Raw genomic sequence first — 15,968 nt, 5'->3', positions numbered from 1 at the left:
GCCGTGGCTTCAACGATCGTCGCCGTTATGTTCGGCGCGGCGCAACGTCCCGCGCAGGCGAGCCGCGAATTCTCCGCGTCCCGCGAAATAGGTCTGGACGATGCGCGACACCACACTCTTCTGTGCAACCGCGCCGGGCAATTCGGGCATCGCCTCGAACTGCGGCAGCGTGTGCCGCGCGTCGGCTTCGGCCGGATAGATGCGCACGCGCACGTCGTACCAGGCTGCCTGGCCCGTCACCGGGTCGGAGTTCGACATGCGCGCGGGTGCCTCGTCGCGGCCCGGCAGCTCGTCGGTGATCAGGTGATTGAGCAGGAAGCCGCGCTGCGACTCGTTCGCGTCGGGACCGAGATTCCATGCGCCCGCCGCTTTGCCGATCGCGTTCCACGTCCATACGGTGCCCGGTTCGACGGTCTCGCTGTAGCGCGCCATACAGCGCACCCGGCCCCATTGCGATTCGACGTAGATCCAGCTGCCGTCGGCGATGCCGTTCGCGCTCGCCGTTTTCGGATTCACATAAAGGTAGTTCTCCCCATGAATCTGCCGCAGCCACGCGTTCTGCGAATCCCACGAGTGATACATCGCCATTGGCCGCTGGGTGACCGCGGCGAGCGGGAATCGCGCGAGATCCGTCGCCGCGCTTTCGAGCGGTGCGTACCAGAACGGCAGCGGATCGAAGTACCTGTCGACGCGCGCACGCAGATGATCGGGCGGCTGCCGGCCGCTCGTGCGCCCTTGCGCGGCGAGCCTGAACTTCTGCATCACGTCCGAGTAAAGCTGGATCAGAATCGGTTCGCTGAATTTGCGGAAACCGTTTTTGACCGCCCAGTCGAGATACGGTCCGTTGCAGTTGCGCATGTACTGCAAGGTCTCGGGCAAGCGGTAATGGAATACGCAGTTGTTCTTCGCGTACTGCTCCCATTGATTCGGATTCGGCTCGCCGACGAGCGCCTTGTCGCCATCCTTGCCGCGCCAGCCGATCAGAAAGCCGACGCCGGAACCGGGTGACGTCGTGTGATTGACGATGAAGTCCGGATAGTCGCGAAAGCGCCGGCCGCCATCCGCATTGGTGAACGCCGGAAACCTCAGGCGCGACGCCAGTTCGATCAGCACTTCCTGGAACGGCTTGCATTCGCCGGTCGGCGGCACGACCGGTACACGCACCGAATCGACGGGACCGTCGAACTCGGAGATCGGCCGGTCGAGCATCGACATCGCGTCGTAACGTTCGAGGTAAGTCGTGTCCGGCAGGATCAGATCGGCGAACGCGGTCATCTCGGACTGGAACGCGTCGCACACGACGAGAAACGGAATCTTGTAGTCGCCGTTCGCGTGTTTGTCGGCGAGCATCTCGCGCACCTTCATCGTGTTCATCGACGAGTTCCACGCCATGTTGGCCATGAAAATCATCAGCGTGTCGATGGGATACGGATCGCCGCGCCACGCGTTGGTGATCACGCTGTGCATGACGCCGTGCACCGCGAGCGGATATTCCCACGAGAACGCCCGGTCGATGCGCACCGGGCCGCCGCGCTCGTCGATGAACAGGTCCTCGGGTGCGGCGGGCCAGCCTAGCGGGCCCGTCGCAAGCGGTGTATTGGGCTTCACCGCTGCGGGGCTGTTCGGTGGTTTCGCCGATGGCGGCACCGCGCGCGGAAACGGCGACTTGTGACGAAAGCCGCCGGGCCGGTCGATCGTGCCCAGGAGCGACATCAGCACGGCGAGCGCGCGGATCGACTGAAAGCCGTTCGAATGCGCGGCGAGCCCGCGCATCGCATGAAAAGCGACCGGGTTGCCCGTGACCGTCTCGTGCGTTTCGCCCCACGCGTCGGTCCAGCGGATCGGCAGCGTGATGCGGTGGCGGCGGCCCGTCTCGATCATCTCGCCGGCGAGCCGCCGGATCGTCTCGGCCGCGATGCCGGTGATCGCCGCCGCCCATTCGGGCGTGCAGTCGGCGACGCGCTCGCGCAGCAATGCAAACGACGGCGTTACCGGCTTGCCGTTGTCGAGCGTGTAACGGCCATCGAGGGCCGGCGTCACGCCGCTCGCATGATGCGGCACCGCGCGCCGGGTGGCCGGGTCCCACCACAAATGATTCTGCGGAAACAGCGGATTGCCTTCGGCCCGTTCTGGATCGCGCACGAACAAACCGAAGTTTTCGCTCGCTTCGTCGAGATCGATCAGCTCTGCCGCGTTCGTGTAGCGCTGCACGAACTCGTGATCCCACGCGTCGGCGGCGATCAGTTCGTGCAGGAACGCCATGAACAGCGCGCCGTCGGTGCCCGGCTTGATCGGCACCCATTCGTCGGCGATTGCTGCATAACCGGTGCGAATCGGATTGATCGCGATGAAGCGGCCGCCCGCGCGCTTGAACTTCGAGATCGCGATCTTCAGCGGATTCGAATGATGATCTTCCGCGGTGCCGATCATGAAGAACAGCTTCGCGCTGTCGAGATCCGGTCCGCCGAATTCCCAGAACGAACCGCCGATCGTATAGATCATGCCGGCCGCCATGTTCGACGAGCAAAAGCCGCCGTGCGCCGCATAGTTAGGCGTACCGAACTGCCTGGCGAACAGGCCGGTCAGTGCCTGCATCTGGTCGCGGCCCGTGAACAGCGCGAACTTCTTCGGATCGGTCGAGCGAATCGCGGCGAGACGCTTTTCGAGCACGTCGAACGCGGTGTCCCACGAGACCGCCTCGAACTGCGCGCTGCCGCGCTGCGCGCCGGCCTTGCGCATCAAAGGCTGCGTAAGGCGCGCGGGTGAGTACTGCTTCATGATGCCGGAGGCACCCTTCGCGCAGATGACGCCCTGATTGAGCGGATGCTCCGGATTGCCGTCGATATAGCGCACCTCGCCGTCGCGCAGATGCACGCGGATGCCGCAGCGGCACGCGCACATGTAGCAGGTGGTGGTCTTGACATCGAGCCGTTCGTTCTGCGTGCGGGCGTGGTGTTCCATGGCCATCTCCGTCGCTGCTTCTGGTGGGCCGAAGCGCGCGTCATACGCGCTGCTCATACGATATCGACCATCGTATTCGCGCCTGCCTCACAAGGGAAATCGCGATTTGCGAGCAAAACTATCTGGCGCACCGATAGTTTCGGTTTCGCTTTCAGCTATGCGCTTTTTTCGACGGCGTGTCCAGTCGGGTGAGATCAGTTGGGTGCGTGCGCTGGGACGCTCGTTTAAGCGCGGCACTCCAGTTGCGCGATCAGCGCATCCGGAATGTCGACGCCCTCCGCGTATGCCGCCTGGGCAAGCTGCTCCCTGCGATAACCGGGCAGGCGCACGTCGTCATCCATCAGCATCATCTCGATCAGCGCCTCGACTCGCGACAGATACGCGTCGTCGCCAGCCAGCGCGCCCGGGTCGATCGCCCAGAACAGATGGCCGATACGCGAGCGCTCGCCCTCCTCGGTCAGGAACGAGCCCGCTTCGTAGCCGAAGTTCGCGCCGCTCAGCGCGGCGGCCAGCAGCTCGACCACCAGCGCCAGCATCGCGCCTTTCGCACCGCCGAACGGCAGCATCATGCCGTCGAGCGCGGCGCGCGCGTCGGTGGTCGGCAGGCCGTCGCGCGTGGTCGCCCAGCCTTCGGGGATCGGCTTGCCGTCGCGCGCGGCCAGCGCGATCTTGCCGCGCGCGATCTGCGAGAGCGCGAGGTCGATGACGAGCGGCGCGCCGTTGCGGCGCGGAAACACGGCGGCGATCGGATTGGTGCCGAACAGCGCGCGGCGGCCGCCCCAGGCGGGCATCGCGGCCGGCGAATTGCTGAACGCGAGCGCGACCATGCCGGCTTCGCCGAGCGCGGCCAGATGTGCCGCGCCAACGCCGAAATGATGGCTGCGGCGGATGCCCGCGACCGCGCTGCCGTACTGCCGCGCGCGTTCGGCGAGCGTCGCGACCGCGAGATCGCAGGCTGGATACGCGAGGCCGTCCGCGCCGTCGATCAACACGGCCGCGCCGCGATCCGCGACGATGACGGCTTGCGCTGCCGGATCGACGCGACCGTTGCGCAACTGTGCGCAGTACATCGGCAGACGCGATACGCCGTGCGAAGAAAGGCCGCGCACGTCGGCATAGACGAGGGCGCACGCCGTCGATCCGGCCGTCGCCGGCGACGCGTCCGCGCGGCGCAACGCACCAATCGCAAGCGCGGTGAGCGCGTCGGGAAACAGTCGGGCCATCGGGTCTTCCTTGGTTCGGTTGTCATCAGCGCAACACTTTGTCGTTGCGGCGGTGAAGCATCAAGTCCGGCACTACCGTTCGATGCCGGCGCGCCGCGATCCTCACTTCGCCGCCTTCTCGAACAGCGCCGTTGCGCGCGGCAGGTCGGGTTCTTCCTCGCGCGCCTGACCCGCCTGCCCGGCAGGGCCCGCTTGCGTCGCCTGCGGTTTGCGCGCCGGCTGCGTCGATGCCTGCGCTTGCACCTCGCGCGGCGCGGCAAGGAATTCGCGCGCGGCGCGTGCATCGAATGCGCGTTCCCAGCGCGCGACCACCAGCGTCGCGACGACGTTGCCGATCATATTGGTCAGCGCGCGGATCTCGTTGAGCACGCGGTCGACGCCGAGAATCAGCGTGATGCCCGCGACCGGAATGATGTTGTGCGTCGACAGCGTCGCGGTCAACGCGACGAGCGCCGCGCCCGCCACACCCGCTCCGCCTTTCGAGGTCAGCATCAGGATCGCCAGCAATCCGAGCTGCTGCGTCAGCGTCAGATGCGTGTTGGTGGCCTGCGCGATGAATAGCGACGTCATCGTCAGATAGATCGCGGCGCCGTCGAGATTGAACGAGTAGCCGGTCGGCAGCACGAGCCCGACGACAGCGCGCGGACACCCCATGCGTTCGAGCTTTTCCATCAAGCGAGGCAGCACCGACTCCGTGGTCGACGTGCCGAGCACGATCAACAGCTCCTCGCGGAAGTATTTCAGCAGCGGCCACAAGCCCACGCCGGCCCAACGCGCGGCCGCGCCGAGCACGATCACGATGAACAGAATGCTAGTGATGTAGAAGCACAGAATCAGCAGCCCGAGTTGCTGCAACGTCGCGATGCCGTATTTGCCGACCGTGAACGCAATCGCGCCGAACGCGCCGAGCGGCGCTAACCGCATGATCATTTCGACGATGCGCATCAGCGTGTCGCCGAACTGCTCGATACCGCGCATCAGCAGCCGGCTGCGCTGCGACATGATCGACAGCGCAATGCCGAACAGCACCGAGAACAGCAGCACCTGCAGCAGATCGCCGCGCGCGAACGCGCCGACCACCGAGTTCGGCACGATCATGTCGATGAAGCTCGACGATGCCGCGTGCGCATCGGCGACGTAATGCGTGAGCGCATGAGGATCGAGCGAAATGGGATCGATATTGAGCCCCGCGCCCGGACGCAGCACGTTCGCGACGACGAGGCCGAGCACGAGCGCGATGCTGGTGACGACCTCGAAGTACAGCAGCGTCTTGAAGCCGACGCGGCCCACCTGCTTCAGGCTTTCCATGCGCGCGATGCCCACGGAAACCGTGCAGAAGATCACCAGCGTGATCAGCATCTTGATGAGGCGAATGAAGGTGTCGCCGAACGGTTTCATCTGCACGCCGAACGCGGGCGCGAAATGACCGACGAGAATACCAGCCGCAAGTCCGATCAGGACCTGCACGTAGAGATGTTTGAGCACGCGCAAGATGGTGTCTCCTCCACTCGCTGCTGCCAGATGTCGAGCCGGCGCCACTGCCGCATGAGCTGCCGGTCACGGGGGGCGTCGTCGGCCACTTCTGCGTGCCGGCATGCGCCGGGAAGATGAGGACCGCGGCGCGCGAGCCGTGCGGCTCGCCGCGGCGGTCGGGGCCGCCCGCGTCAGGCGCTTTCGAACAGACGCGTCAGGACGAACTCGCGGTGACCGAGCGCTTCGGCCGCGGTGAAACGGCCGTTGATCGTCGCCATCATGGATTGGAGCAGCTGGTCGCCGCTCTGGTCGAGATTCTGCTCACGCTGCAGAATGCCGGTCACGTCCACGTCGATATGCTCGCCCATCGTGCGGACCGTGCGCGGATTCGCGCAGATCTTGATGACCGGCACGATCGGATTGCCGATCACGTTGCCCTGCCCGGTCGGGAAGAAATGCACGACGAAGCCCGATGCCGCGCACAAGGTCACCATCTCGGCCGCGGCCGACGACGAATCCATGAACCACAGCCCGGCATGCGTCGGCTGCTCGGCTTTGTCGAGCACGCCGTCGACCATGCACTTCTTGCCGATCTTCTGGATGTTGCCGAGTGCCTTTTCCTCGATCGTCGTCAGGCCGCCCGCGATATTGCCCTTGGTCGGCTGCGACTCGGACAGGTCGTCGGTTTTCCAGCGGTTGATCATGTCCTGATAGCGGTCGAACATGAACTGGAAGCGCTCGCGCACGCCGTCGTTCGCGCAGCGCGCGGCCACGATCTGCTCGCCGCCGGTCAGCTCCGAGGTTTCGCCGAACACGAGCGTGGTGCCGAGGCCGTAGAGTTTATCGAACGCATTGCCGACGGTCGGATTCGCGCCGCAACCTGAGGTGGTGTCCGACTCGCCGCATTTGGTCGACACCCATAGCTCCGAGATCGGGCACGCTTCGCGATCGAGCGACGTCGCGTACTGCACCATTTCCTTCGCGGCTTTCGACGCGCGCATGACCGTGTCGTGATCGCCATGCAGTTCGATGCCGAAGCCCATCACCGGCTTGCCGGTTTTCGCAATGCCGTCGACGACACGCTTGGTCCAGCCCTCCTCGATACCGATCACGACCACCGCCGCGACGTTCGGATTGCTGCCAGCGCCGATCAGCGTGCGGAAATGCAGTTCGAGGTCGGCGCCGAATTGCAGCCGCCCATACGGATGCGGCAGCGCCATGGTCCCCTTGATGTTGTGTTCGACCGCCTGCGCCGCGGCATTGGACAGATCGTCGACCGGCAGGATGATCACGTGGTTGCGTACGCCCACGCGGCCGTTGTCGCGACGATAGCCGCGGAAAGTCGTATCCAGGTCAATCACGCTCATGGTGTCTCTCTCGTTCGGGTTGATGCCAGTGAGGGGCGGCTCGATGCCGCGAAGCGGGAATCCAGCAAAACAGGCAGGAACGGCGCGCGGCCCTGCTTACCAGCGCTTCGTCTTGATGTTGTGCACGTGGGCATGCTCGCCGGCCTTGATCGGCGCGACCACCTTGCCGATGTCGACGCCGTACTTGAACACCGTGTCGCCAACGGCCATGTCCTTCAGCGCGACCTTGTGACCGATCGGAATGTCCTGCTTCGCCGGCACGGTGACGATTTCGTCGTCGTCCATGATCCATGCGTTGAGCAGCGTGCCCGCCTTGATGCCCTCGACCACCGCCACGCCGACCGTGTCTTTCGCCTCGTGCAGCACGATGTGGATCGTTCTGCGCGGCGCCGACGCGCCCGCTGCGGTGTCGTTGATGTCTGCCGTGGGATTGCTCATGAGCGTCTCCATTCGTAGTTTGAATGCGGTGAGGGTGCCGCCGGGGCGGCGCAGCCAGGTGCGCCGCGGTGAATCGATATTAGGCGGCGACTTACCCAATGTCAACTAGGTCATATATATGTGCTAGACGACTGGGCGAGAACCGGGCGGTTGTCGCGATTCACCGACAACATACGATTCATCCAGATGTATTAGATGACCTGGTCGTTTAGAATCAGGGCAGGTTCAACCCCGGCGAGCGGCCCGACTCGCGTATCCCAGAGGTTTTCATGAGCACGCTCGCGATCAATGCGCCCGCAGTAGGAGGCACACGGTACAAGGAGGTCAAAAGCGCGATTCTCGCGGCGCTCGCGGCCGGCGAATGGAAAGGCGGCGAATGCATTCCTTCGGAAAAGCGCCTTGCCGAACGCTTCGGCGTGTCGATCGGCACGCTGCGCAAAGCCATCGACGAACTGTGCGCCGAGAACATTCTGATCCGTCATCAGGGACTCGGCACGTTCGTGGCGATGCATCAGCGCGACCGGCACTTCTTCCGCTTCTTTCGCATCGTGCGGCGCGACGGCGACAAGGCCTACCCGGTCGTCACGCTGATCGGGTTCAGGAAGGCGCGTGCCTCGCGCGAGGCGGCCGCCGCGCTCGGCATCGACACCGGCGCGCGCGTTCTGCAGTTCGTCAACGGGCTCGCGCTGCACGGCAAGACCGTGTTGATCGAACATATCACCGTGCCCGAAGCGCTGTTTCCCGGCCTGACGGAAAGCAAGCTGCGCAACCGGCCGAACACGCTGTACAACTTCTATCAGGACGGTTTCGGCATCAACGTGGTCGAGACCGATGAGCATGTGAGCGTTGCGCTCGCCAATGAGCTCGAAAGCACACAACTGGGCGTCGAAGTCGGCGCGCCGCTGCTCGAGATCCGGCGCATCGCGTACTCGTATCACCGCAGCGCGGTCGAACTGCGCATTTCGCGGCTCAATACCGAGGAGTACGAGTACATCGGCACGCGCGCGGCGCGCGACGATCAGAAATAGCGGACCTCGGTCGCTGCCCGCGCTTCATATCACATCTGCGCAAAAACGACAGGCCAATCGTCTTTCATTTTGGGCCGGCGCCAACCTGTCTAAAATAGCCGCACTTCCGCCTCCGAGAAACTCATGCTGGATACCCTCACGAGCGGCTCCGCGCCCATCAACGACGACTCCGGGATGTTCGACCTCGCGCCCGTGTCGCTGTGGCTCGAAGATTTCAGCGGCGTGCGCGCATTGTTCGACGCGTGGCGAGCCGCCGGCGTGACCGATCTGCGCGCCCATTTCGCCGAAGACCCGCGCCGCGTCACCGAATGCGCTCATCGCATCCGCGTGATCAAGGTCAATCGCCAGACGCTCACGCAATTCGAGGCCGCCGATTTCGACACGCTGACGAGCAATCTCGCCTCGGTGTTCCGCGACGACATGCTGAAAACGCACCTCGAAGAGCTGTGCCAGCTATGGGCCGGACAGTCGAACTTCACGAGCCACACGGTCAACTACACGCTCGGTGGACGGCGCCTCGACGTCCTGCTGAAAGGCGCGGTGCTGCCCGGTCACGAGGAACGCTGGGACCGCGTGCTGGTGTCGACCGAAGACATCACCGAGCTCGAAGGCGCGCGGCGCCGCGTCGCGCAAGCGGAAGAATACGCGCGCGGGCTCTTCGAGCATTCGCCGGTATCGCTGTGGGTCGAGGATTTCAGCGCCGTCAAACGCCTGCTCGACGGCGCGCGCGCGGCCGGCATCAACGATTTCCGCGTGTTTACCGACGTCCACCCCGAGTTCGTCGAACGCTGCATGGCTGAAATCCATGTGCTCGACGTCAACCATCACACGCTCGGGATGTTCGGCGCGAAGGACAAGAAAACGCTGCTCGCGCGCCTCGCCGACGTGTTCCGCGACGACATGCGTCCGCATTTCCGCGAGCAATTGATCGAACTGTGGGACAACAAGCTGTTCCAGCAGCGCGAGGTGCTCAACTATTCACTCGACGGCAACGAGGTGCACGTACACCTGCAATTCTCTGTGCTGCCAGGCCACGAACAGGACTGGGACCTCGTACTCGTCGCGCTGACCGACATCACCGCGCGCAAGAAGGCCGAGGCCTACCTCGAATTCCTCGGCAAGCACGACGTCTTGACCAAGCTGCGCAACCGCTCGTTCTACGTCGACGAGCTGAACCGGCTCGAACGCAAGGGACCGTGGCCCGTGACGATCATCATGGCCGACCTGAACGGCCTGAAGCGCGTGAACGATCAGCTCGGTCACGCGGCCGGCGACGCGCTGCTGCGGCGTGCCGGCGAAGTGCTCGCGAAGGCGATGGAATCGCCGTTCCACGCGGCGCGCATCGGCGGCGACGAGTTCGCGATCCTGATGCCCGATACCGACGAGCGCGGCGGCGCGGCGATGATCGACGCGATCCGCCAGCTCGTCGAGATGAACAACCAGTTCTATCCGGGCTCGCCGCTGAGCTTCTCGATGGGCGCGGCAACCTGCCAGCGCGGCGATCGGCTGGAAGCGGGCGTGCAGCACGCCGACCTGCTCATGTACGAGGAAAAGCGCGCGCACTACGGGGCGCAGCCGGGGGCGGACGCGGCGGCGAAGTAACGCTCGCCGGCGTCAGGCGTTCACCACGCCAACGCAACGCTCAACCTCAGCCCGGCAGCCTGGCCGCGAGCACATCCACCTTGACGATGCTCGGTGGCGACGCGAACAGCTCGCCCGCCTTCTCCATCAACGCGGCCGCGACCTTGCCGTTCAGATGCGCGTCGCGGCCGGCTTCGTCTTCGAACGCGTCGAAAATGGCGTATGTCGACGGACCGAGCTTCAGACCGAACCACGCGGCGGTGGCCGGCTCCTGCTCGACGAGCGGCAGGGCGCCGAGCAGAAACGCCTCGACTTCCTTTTCCTTACCGGGCTTGGCTTCCAGACGGACATACAAAGCGAGCTTGACCATGATGCGACTCCTGGTGGGTTCGGCAGCGAACGGTTCTTTCAAAGCGCTTTGAAGAGTATAGGCGGCGTCGGCTGAGGCGGCGCCGGACCTACCCCGATAGCAAGTCACGCACCCGGAAAGCGCAGCTCGAAGCGCACGACGCCTGGCAGCGGACACACCACGCGCGCACTGCCGCCATGCAGATGCATGATCGCCTTCACGATCGCGAGCCCGAGTCCGTTCGATTCGGTGAACGCGCTGCGCGCCGCGTCGCCGCGATAGAAGCGGTCGAACAGCCGGTCGAGTTGCACGGCGGGAATCGGCTCGCCCTCGTTTTCGACCGTCACCAGCGCGCCTGCTTCGTCCTGCGCGCCGCGCAGGCGCACGATCGTGTCGCCCGCGCCGTAACGCACGGCGTTGACGACCAGATTGTTGATGGCGCGGCGGCACAGCATCGGATTGGCAGACGCGACACCCGCCGCGTCGACTTCGAAACGCATCCCACGTTCGTCGGCCAGGCCTTCGAAATAGTCGGCGATCCTGATGAGCTCGCCATGCAGATCGACCGGCTGCCGCTCGATCGACAACGCCGCATGATCCGCATGCGCGAGAAACAGGATGTTCTCCGCGATATGGCTCAGGCGATTCAACTCCTCGAGATTCGATTCGAGCAGTTGCTGATATTCGTCGGCTTCGCGCGGCTGGGCGAGCGCCACCTGGGTTTGACCGACCAGCGCGCCGACCGGCGTGCGAATCTCGTGCGCGAGATCGGCGGAAAACTGCTGCAGGCGTTGATAGCCGTCGGCGAGACGATCGAGCATCGCGTTGAACGCGTGTGTGAGTTGACGCAGTTCCACCGGCGCCGCTTCGTCGTCGAGCCGCACCGCCAGGTTCGTCGGACTGATTTGCGCGGCCCGCCTGGCGATCTCGCGAACCGGTCGCAACGCGCGGCGCAGCACGCCGTAAGCGAGCAGCGTCGCGGCCAGCATGCCGCTCAGCGTCGCCAGCACGATGCGGTTGCGGTATTCGGCCAGCATGCGCATTTCGTGCGTCATCGGATGGCCTGCGATCACCTCGACATCGGCGCCATCCTCGCGTGCTGTCGCGGTCGAAATCGCCCAATGCACCGGCACGCCGTCGGGCAGGCGCGTCTGACGCACGTCGGCGGCACGCGGGGGATTGCCCGCCGGGCCGGCCGGTAGCTCAGGCACAGCGAGCCTGCCCGGATTCACGTCGACGAACGGCGCTTCGCCCGGCCGCCGGAAGATCAGCACGTCCTCTTCCGCGCCGAGCATCGTCTCGAACAGCAGCGGGCGCTTTTTTAATTCGCTAACCGAATAAAGGTCGTGCACGATGCGGCTGAAATGCTCGACACGGCCGCTCAGCACGACGTCGGCGCGGCGTTGCAGCGAGACTTCGGCGGAATGATAGAAATACGCGCCGAGCGAGCCGATCACCGCGCAGGCGATCAGCGCGAACAGCAACGTGGTGCGCACGATCAGCGAGCGTTCGGTCCAGAGTTTCATGCGCCGTCGCCGAACGTGTAGCCGATGCTGCGCACCGTGTGAATCAGCTTCTTCCCGAACGGGTGATCGACCTTTGCGCGCAAGCGCTTGATCGCCACGTCGACCACGTTGGTGTCGCTATCGAAGTTCATGTCCCACACCTCCGATGCGATCTGCGAGCGTGACAGCGCTTCGCCCTCTCGGCGCACCAGCAGATGCAGCAGCATGAACTCCTTGTTGGTCAGCGCAATGTCGACGCCCTCGCGCGTGACCCGGCGGCGCAACACATCGAGCTTGAGGTCGGCGACTTCGAACACGTCGCTCTCGCGGATTACGCCACGACGCAACAGCGTGCGAACGCGCAGCACCAGCTCGGTAAACGAAAACGGTTTGATCAGGTAGTCGTCGGCGCCGAGTTCGAGACCGCGAATGCGGTCGCTGACCTGATCGCGCGCGGTCAGGAAAATCACCCGCAGATCGCGCCGCGCACGCAACGCCCGCATGATTTCCCAACCGTCGATGCCGGGCAGCATCACGTCGAGCACGATCAGTTCGTATTCATGCTCGAGCGCCAGATGCAGGCCGTCCGTGCCGGTGCGCGCGAGGTCGACCGCGTAGCCATTCTCGCGCAGGCCCTTCTTCAGATAGTCGCCGGTTTTCGGATCGTCTTCGATGACCAGAATGCTCATGATGCTCGCTGCTCCTCTCGCGCGATGCGACCGTACAGGCCGCGCTCGCACGCGCAAAAAAGCCTGATGACAGCGCTCGAGAACAACCGCAGCGCTCCCGGCGGCCATTCTACGTGGCCGCCCTCGACCCTTGATGACGTTTTTGTCATCCTCCCGTCACTCTGACGAGCCGATGCGACGGCTAGTCTGAACCCACCGTCCACCACGCTGCATCCCTTCCTGGAGTTGCCTCATGAAGACCCGCATGAAGATCGCCCGCGCACGAACGCTACGCGCCCTCGCCGTCCCCGCGCTCGCCGCCGCGCTGTTCGCGACGACGTTCGCGGCTTCGGCCCAGACCGCCGCGCCGACCGGCGTGCGCGGCACGGTGACGTCGCTGTCGGGCGATCTGCTCAAAGTCCACACGCGCGACGGTCAGGACGTCGACGTGAAGCTCGCCGCCGACACGCCGATTCGCGGCGTCACGCTCGCCAACGTCACCGACATCAAGCCGGACAGCTACGTCGGCACCGCCGCGATTCCGCAGCCCGACGGCACGTTGAAGGCGCTCGAAGTGCATGTGTTCCCGCCGAGCATGCGCGGTTCGGGCGAAGGTCATCGGCCGTGGGATCTCGGCGCGAACAGCACGATGACGAACGGCACGGTCGGCTCGCTCGTGGTCAGCAACGGCCGCACGATCACCGTCAAGTACAAGGATGGCGAGAAGAAGATCGTGATTCCGCAGGACGTGCCCATCGTCAGTCTGGAGCCGGGCAGCCGCGCGTTGCTCACGCCGGGCACGAAGGTCGTGCTGTTCGCGCACAAGGACGCGGACGGCGCGATGGCGGCGAATTTCATTTCGGCCGGCGAGCATGGCGTGACGCCGCCGATGTAAAGCAGCCCGTCGTTCGTCTTTATCCCCCTCGTCTTTGAAGCCAATGCCCGACTCGCAAGCATTTCTGGTCGTTCATCCCCTCGTCGTTCGCGTCACGCACTGGATCAATGCGTTCGCGATGGTCTGCATGGTGATGAGCGGCTGGGCGATTTATAACGCGTCGCCGATCTTTGCGTTCCGGTTCCCCGTGTGGGCGACGGTCGGCGGATGGCTCGGCGGCTCGATCGCATGGCACTTCGCGGCGATGTGGCTGCTGTGCGCGAACGGCCTGCTGTATCTCGCGCATGGCGTCGCGAGCGGCCATTTGCGTCGCAAGCTGCTGCCGCTGCGTGCCCGCGAGGTGGCGCGCGATGCGGCGCTGGCGTTGCGCCTCAGACTGCCGCACGAAACCGGCAAGTACAACGCCGTGCAGCGCGCGTTGTATCTACTGGTACTGTTGCTCGGCTTGCTGCTGGTCGCATCGGGACTATCGATCTGGAAGCCGGTGCAATTGTCGTGGCTAACCGCGCTGTTCGGCGGCTTCGATTTTGCGCGCCGCGTGCATTTCGTCGCGATGGCCGGCGTGGTCGGCTTTGTCGTCGTGCATCTGCTGCTGGTGCTGCTGGTGCCGCGCACGTTGCCGCCGATGTTCACCGGACGCGCCCGGCGCGGCGCGCAGCGCATCGATCAAGCCCCCCAGAGGACTCGCGCATGAGCGCCCCGCAACGAACCGACATGGCGAACGATACGCGCGCCAATACAGAAGACGCGCGCCGCTCACGCATCGTGCTTGCCGAGCACCGGCCGCAAATCGAGCAGTTGCAACGCCGCTTGTTTCTGCGCTCGTCGCTATCGATCGGCGCGCTCGCGATGCTGTCCGGCTGCAACCTGCAGGACAACGATTCCGTCGACAAGGTGCTATGGGCGATGTCGCGCTGGAACGACCGCGTGCAGGCGTGGCTGTTCAATCGCAACAAACTCGCGCCGACCTGGTCGGCGCGCGATATCACCGATCCGTTTCCGTTCAACGCGTTCTATCCCGAGTTCGACGCGCCCGATATCGACGGCTCGACCTATCGGCTCGAAGTATCGGGGCTCGTCGCGGATAAACGCGGCTGGAGTCTCGAGCAACTGCGCAGGTTGCCGCAGGTCTCGCAGATCACGCGTCACGTGTGCATCGAAGGATGGAGCGCGATCGGACAATGGAGCGGCGTGCCGTTTCGCACGTTTCTCGAACTGATCGGTGCCGATCTGAGCGCGCGCTACGTCGGTTTCAAATGCGCGGACCGCTATTACTCCAGCCTCGACATGGCGACCGCGCTGCATCCGCAAACGCAATTGACGCTCGATTTCCGCAACTCGCCGCTGCCGGCCAGATACGGCTATCCGCTGAAGCTGCGCGTGCCGACCAAGCTCGGCTTCAAGAACCCGAAGCACATCGCCGCGATCTTCGTGACCAACACGAATCCGGGCGGGTACTGGGAAGATCAGGGCTACAACTGGTTCAGCGGGCTTTAGACCGCGGTCACATAACGCGGCACCGGCTTGTGCGCGCGCGGCGGCGGCGCATCGTGAGCGACGCGCATGCGCTTGACCTCGTCGACGGGACTCAGGCCGAACAGCCGCTTGAACTCGCGGCTGAACTGCGACGCGCTTTCGTAACCGACCCGCACGGCGGCCGCGCCCGCATTCAAGCCATCCTGCACCATCAACAGACGCGCGTGATGCAGACGCGTGGTCTTCACGTACTGCATCGGCGAGGTCGCGGTGACCGCCTTGAATTGCGCATGAAACACCGCGAGGCTCATGCCGGCCTCGGCCGCGAGCGTATCGACATCGAGCGACGCGTGGTAATCCGCATGAATGCGCCGCAGCGCTTTCGCGATGCGGCCAAAGTGATTCTGATGCGTGAGCGCCGCGCGAATCGCGCCACCCTGCTCGCCGGTCAACACGCGATAACAGATTTCCCGGACGATGCCAGGCGCCAGGATTTGCGCGTCGAGCGGCGACGCGAGCGCCTCCAGCAGACGCTGCACCGCGCTGCTCAGTGCGGCATCGAGCGGCGTCGAATACATGCCGGCCGGTTCGTATTGCGCGAGGCCCTGGGTTTCGTTGAGCGCCATCAGCAGTTCGGCGACCATCGTCAGATCGACACGCACCGACATGCCGAGAAACGGCTCCTGTTCGCTTGCCTCGGTCTCGCATTCGAACGGCAACGGCACCGACAGCACGAGGTACTGCTGCGCGTCGTACTGGAACACCTGATCGCCGAGGTAGCCGCGCTTGCGCCCCTGACAGACGATCACGATGCTCGGCTCGTACATGACCGGCATGCGCGGCATCGGACGATTTGCGCGCAGCAGGCTGACGCCTTCGAGGCTCGAACGCGTCATGCCGGCATTCGGCGCGAGCAGGTTGAACAGTTCGAGCAAGCGGCGTTGCGCGGGGTCTTCCGGAATGGAACCGACAGCTTGAGTGGACATGACGATATGGCGACGGCC

General features: G+C 64.8%; 14 protein-coding genes. 5 read left to right on the top strand and 9 right to left on the bottom strand.

The window, feature by feature from the left end:
* Positions 1 to 9 precede the first annotated feature (9 nt).
* From HDG39_RS21815 to HDG39_RS21795, 5 genes are all read right to left on the bottom strand, one after another.
* Positions 10 to 2,961: a molybdopterin-dependent oxidoreductase gene (locus tag HDG39_RS21815; protein ID WP_184008505.1), complete on the bottom strand. Its 2,952-nt coding sequence runs from the start codon at positions 2,959 to 2,961 to the stop codon at positions 10 to 12.
* A 224-nt stretch (positions 2,962 to 3,185) separates the two neighbouring features.
* Positions 3,186 to 4,184, bottom strand: a complete 999-nt coding sequence (locus HDG39_RS21810; RefSeq protein WP_184008503.1) for an Ldh family oxidoreductase — start codon at positions 4,182 to 4,184, stop codon at positions 3,186 to 3,188.
* Positions 4,185 to 4,286: 102 nt separating this feature from the next.
* Entirely contained in the window at positions 4,287 to 5,675 is a 1,389-nt protein-coding gene (gene dctA, locus HDG39_RS21805; protein ID WP_221305816.1) for a C4-dicarboxylate transporter DctA, read from the bottom strand.
* Positions 5,676 to 5,848: 173 nt separating this feature from the next.
* Positions 5,849 to 7,024, bottom strand: a complete 1,176-nt coding sequence (locus HDG39_RS21800; protein ID WP_184008501.1) for a UxaA family hydrolase — start codon at positions 7,022 to 7,024, stop codon at positions 5,849 to 5,851.
* Between the two features lie 96 nt (positions 7,025 to 7,120).
* Complete coding sequence (locus HDG39_RS21795) at positions 7,121 to 7,462, bottom strand: UxaA family hydrolase (protein ID WP_018420865.1); 342 nt, start codon at positions 7,460 to 7,462, stop codon at positions 7,121 to 7,123.
* A 269-nt stretch (positions 7,463 to 7,731) separates the two neighbouring features.
* Between HDG39_RS21795 and HDG39_RS21790 the strand changes: the two genes are divergently transcribed.
* Together HDG39_RS21790 and HDG39_RS21785 are read left to right on the top strand one after the other, a co-directional pair.
* Positions 7,732 to 8,490, top strand: a complete 759-nt coding sequence (locus tag HDG39_RS21790) for a GntR family transcriptional regulator (RefSeq protein WP_184008499.1) — start codon at positions 7,732 to 7,734, stop codon at positions 8,488 to 8,490.
* Positions 8,491 to 8,613: 123 nt separating this feature from the next.
* Positions 8,614 to 10,092 (top strand): sensor domain-containing diguanylate cyclase, encoded by a 1,479-nt coding sequence (locus HDG39_RS21785; protein ID WP_184008497.1) that lies wholly within the window; start codon positions 8,614 to 8,616, stop codon positions 10,090 to 10,092.
* 46 nt (positions 10,093 to 10,138) lie between these two features.
* On the opposite strand, the gene HDG39_RS21780 is transcribed toward HDG39_RS21785, so the two are convergent.
* From HDG39_RS21780 to HDG39_RS21770, 3 genes are all read right to left on the bottom strand, one after another.
* Positions 10,139 to 10,441 carry a putative quinol monooxygenase gene (locus tag HDG39_RS21780; RefSeq protein WP_184008496.1) on the bottom strand — a complete coding sequence of 101 codons (303 nt, stop codon included), beginning with the start codon at positions 10,439 to 10,441 and terminating at the stop codon, positions 10,139 to 10,141.
* Between the two features lie 104 nt (positions 10,442 to 10,545).
* Positions 10,546 to 11,946, bottom strand: coding sequence for a heavy metal sensor histidine kinase (locus tag HDG39_RS21775; RefSeq protein WP_184008494.1), 1,401 nt, complete (start codon positions 11,944 to 11,946; stop codon positions 10,546 to 10,548).
* Positions 11,943 to 12,614 carry a heavy metal response regulator transcription factor gene (locus HDG39_RS21770; protein WP_184008492.1) on the bottom strand — a complete coding sequence of 224 codons (672 nt, stop codon included), beginning with the start codon at positions 12,612 to 12,614 and terminating at the stop codon, positions 11,943 to 11,945. The genes HDG39_RS21775 and HDG39_RS21770 overlap by 4 nt, the downstream gene beginning before the upstream one ends.
* 232 nt (positions 12,615 to 12,846) lie before the next feature.
* On the opposite strand from HDG39_RS21770, the gene HDG39_RS21765 reads away from it, so the two are divergent.
* The 3 genes from HDG39_RS21765 to HDG39_RS21755 are packed head-to-tail and all read left to right on the top strand — an operon-like array spanning position 12,847 to position 14,985.
* Positions 12,847 to 13,488 (top strand): DUF5666 domain-containing protein, encoded by a 642-nt coding sequence (locus HDG39_RS21765; RefSeq protein WP_260328153.1) that lies wholly within the window; start codon positions 12,847 to 12,849, stop codon positions 13,486 to 13,488.
* A 43-nt stretch (positions 13,489 to 13,531) separates the two neighbouring features.
* Positions 13,532 to 14,182, top strand: a complete 651-nt coding sequence (locus tag HDG39_RS21760; RefSeq protein ID WP_184008490.1) for a cytochrome b/b6 domain-containing protein — start codon at positions 13,532 to 13,534, stop codon at positions 14,180 to 14,182.
* Positions 14,179 to 14,985, top strand: a complete 807-nt coding sequence (locus HDG39_RS21755) for a molybdopterin-dependent oxidoreductase (protein WP_184008487.1) — start codon at positions 14,179 to 14,181, stop codon at positions 14,983 to 14,985. Before HDG39_RS21760 ends, HDG39_RS21755 begins: the two co-directional genes overlap by 4 nt.
* Here the strand turns inward: HDG39_RS21755 and HDG39_RS21750 are convergent.
* Positions 14,982 to 15,950, bottom strand: coding sequence for an AraC family transcriptional regulator (locus tag HDG39_RS21750; RefSeq protein ID WP_026225869.1), 969 nt, complete (start codon positions 15,948 to 15,950; stop codon positions 14,982 to 14,984). The two genes, HDG39_RS21755 and HDG39_RS21750, sit on opposite strands and share 4 nt — an antisense overlap.
* Positions 15,951 to 15,968 lie beyond the last annotated feature (18 nt).

The organism is Paraburkholderia lebeckiae (assembly GCF_014201005.1).
GTDB lineage: Bacteria > Pseudomonadota > Gammaproteobacteria > Burkholderiales > Burkholderiaceae > Paraburkholderia > Paraburkholderia tuberum.
Note: the sequence above shows the minus strand (reverse complement) of the source record. Positions and strands in the feature narration are given on the sequence as shown.

Coding starts and splice junctions, on each gene's coding strand:
- HDG39_RS21760 (WP_184008490.1), top strand. CDS start 13,532: ATGCCCGACTCGCAAGCATTTCTGGTCGTTCATCCCCTCGTCGTTCGC.
- HDG39_RS21815 (WP_184008505.1), bottom strand. CDS start 2,961: ATGGAACACCACGCCCGCACGCAGAACGAACGGCTCGATGTCAAGACC.
- HDG39_RS21775 (WP_184008494.1), bottom strand. CDS start 11,946: ATGAAACTCTGGACCGAACGCTCGCTGATCGTGCGCACCACGTTGCTG.
- HDG39_RS21810 (WP_184008503.1), bottom strand. CDS start 4,184: ATGGCCCGACTGTTTCCCGACGCGCTCACCGCGCTTGCGATTGGTGCG.
- HDG39_RS21765 (WP_260328153.1), top strand. CDS start 12,847: ATGAAGACCCGCATGAAGATCGCCCGCGCACGAACGCTACGCGCCCTC.
- HDG39_RS21750 (WP_026225869.1), bottom strand. CDS start 15,950: ATGTCCACTCAAGCTGTCGGTTCCATTCCGGAAGACCCCGCGCAACGC.
- HDG39_RS21755 (WP_184008487.1), top strand. CDS start 14,179: ATGAGCGCCCCGCAACGAACCGACATGGCGAACGATACGCGCGCCAAT.
- HDG39_RS21795 (WP_018420865.1), bottom strand. CDS start 7,462: ATGAGCAATCCCACGGCAGACATCAACGACACCGCAGCGGGCGCGTCG.
- HDG39_RS21780 (WP_184008496.1), bottom strand. CDS start 10,441: ATGGTCAAGCTCGCTTTGTATGTCCGTCTGGAAGCCAAGCCCGGTAAG.
- HDG39_RS21785 (WP_184008497.1), top strand. CDS start 8,614: ATGCTGGATACCCTCACGAGCGGCTCCGCGCCCATCAACGACGACTCC.
- HDG39_RS21800 (WP_184008501.1), bottom strand. CDS start 7,024: ATGAGCGTGATTGACCTGGATACGACTTTCCGCGGCTATCGTCGCGAC.
- HDG39_RS21790 (WP_184008499.1), top strand. CDS start 7,732: ATGAGCACGCTCGCGATCAATGCGCCCGCAGTAGGAGGCACACGGTAC.
- HDG39_RS21770 (WP_184008492.1), bottom strand. CDS start 12,614: ATGAGCATTCTGGTCATCGAAGACGATCCGAAAACCGGCGACTATCTG.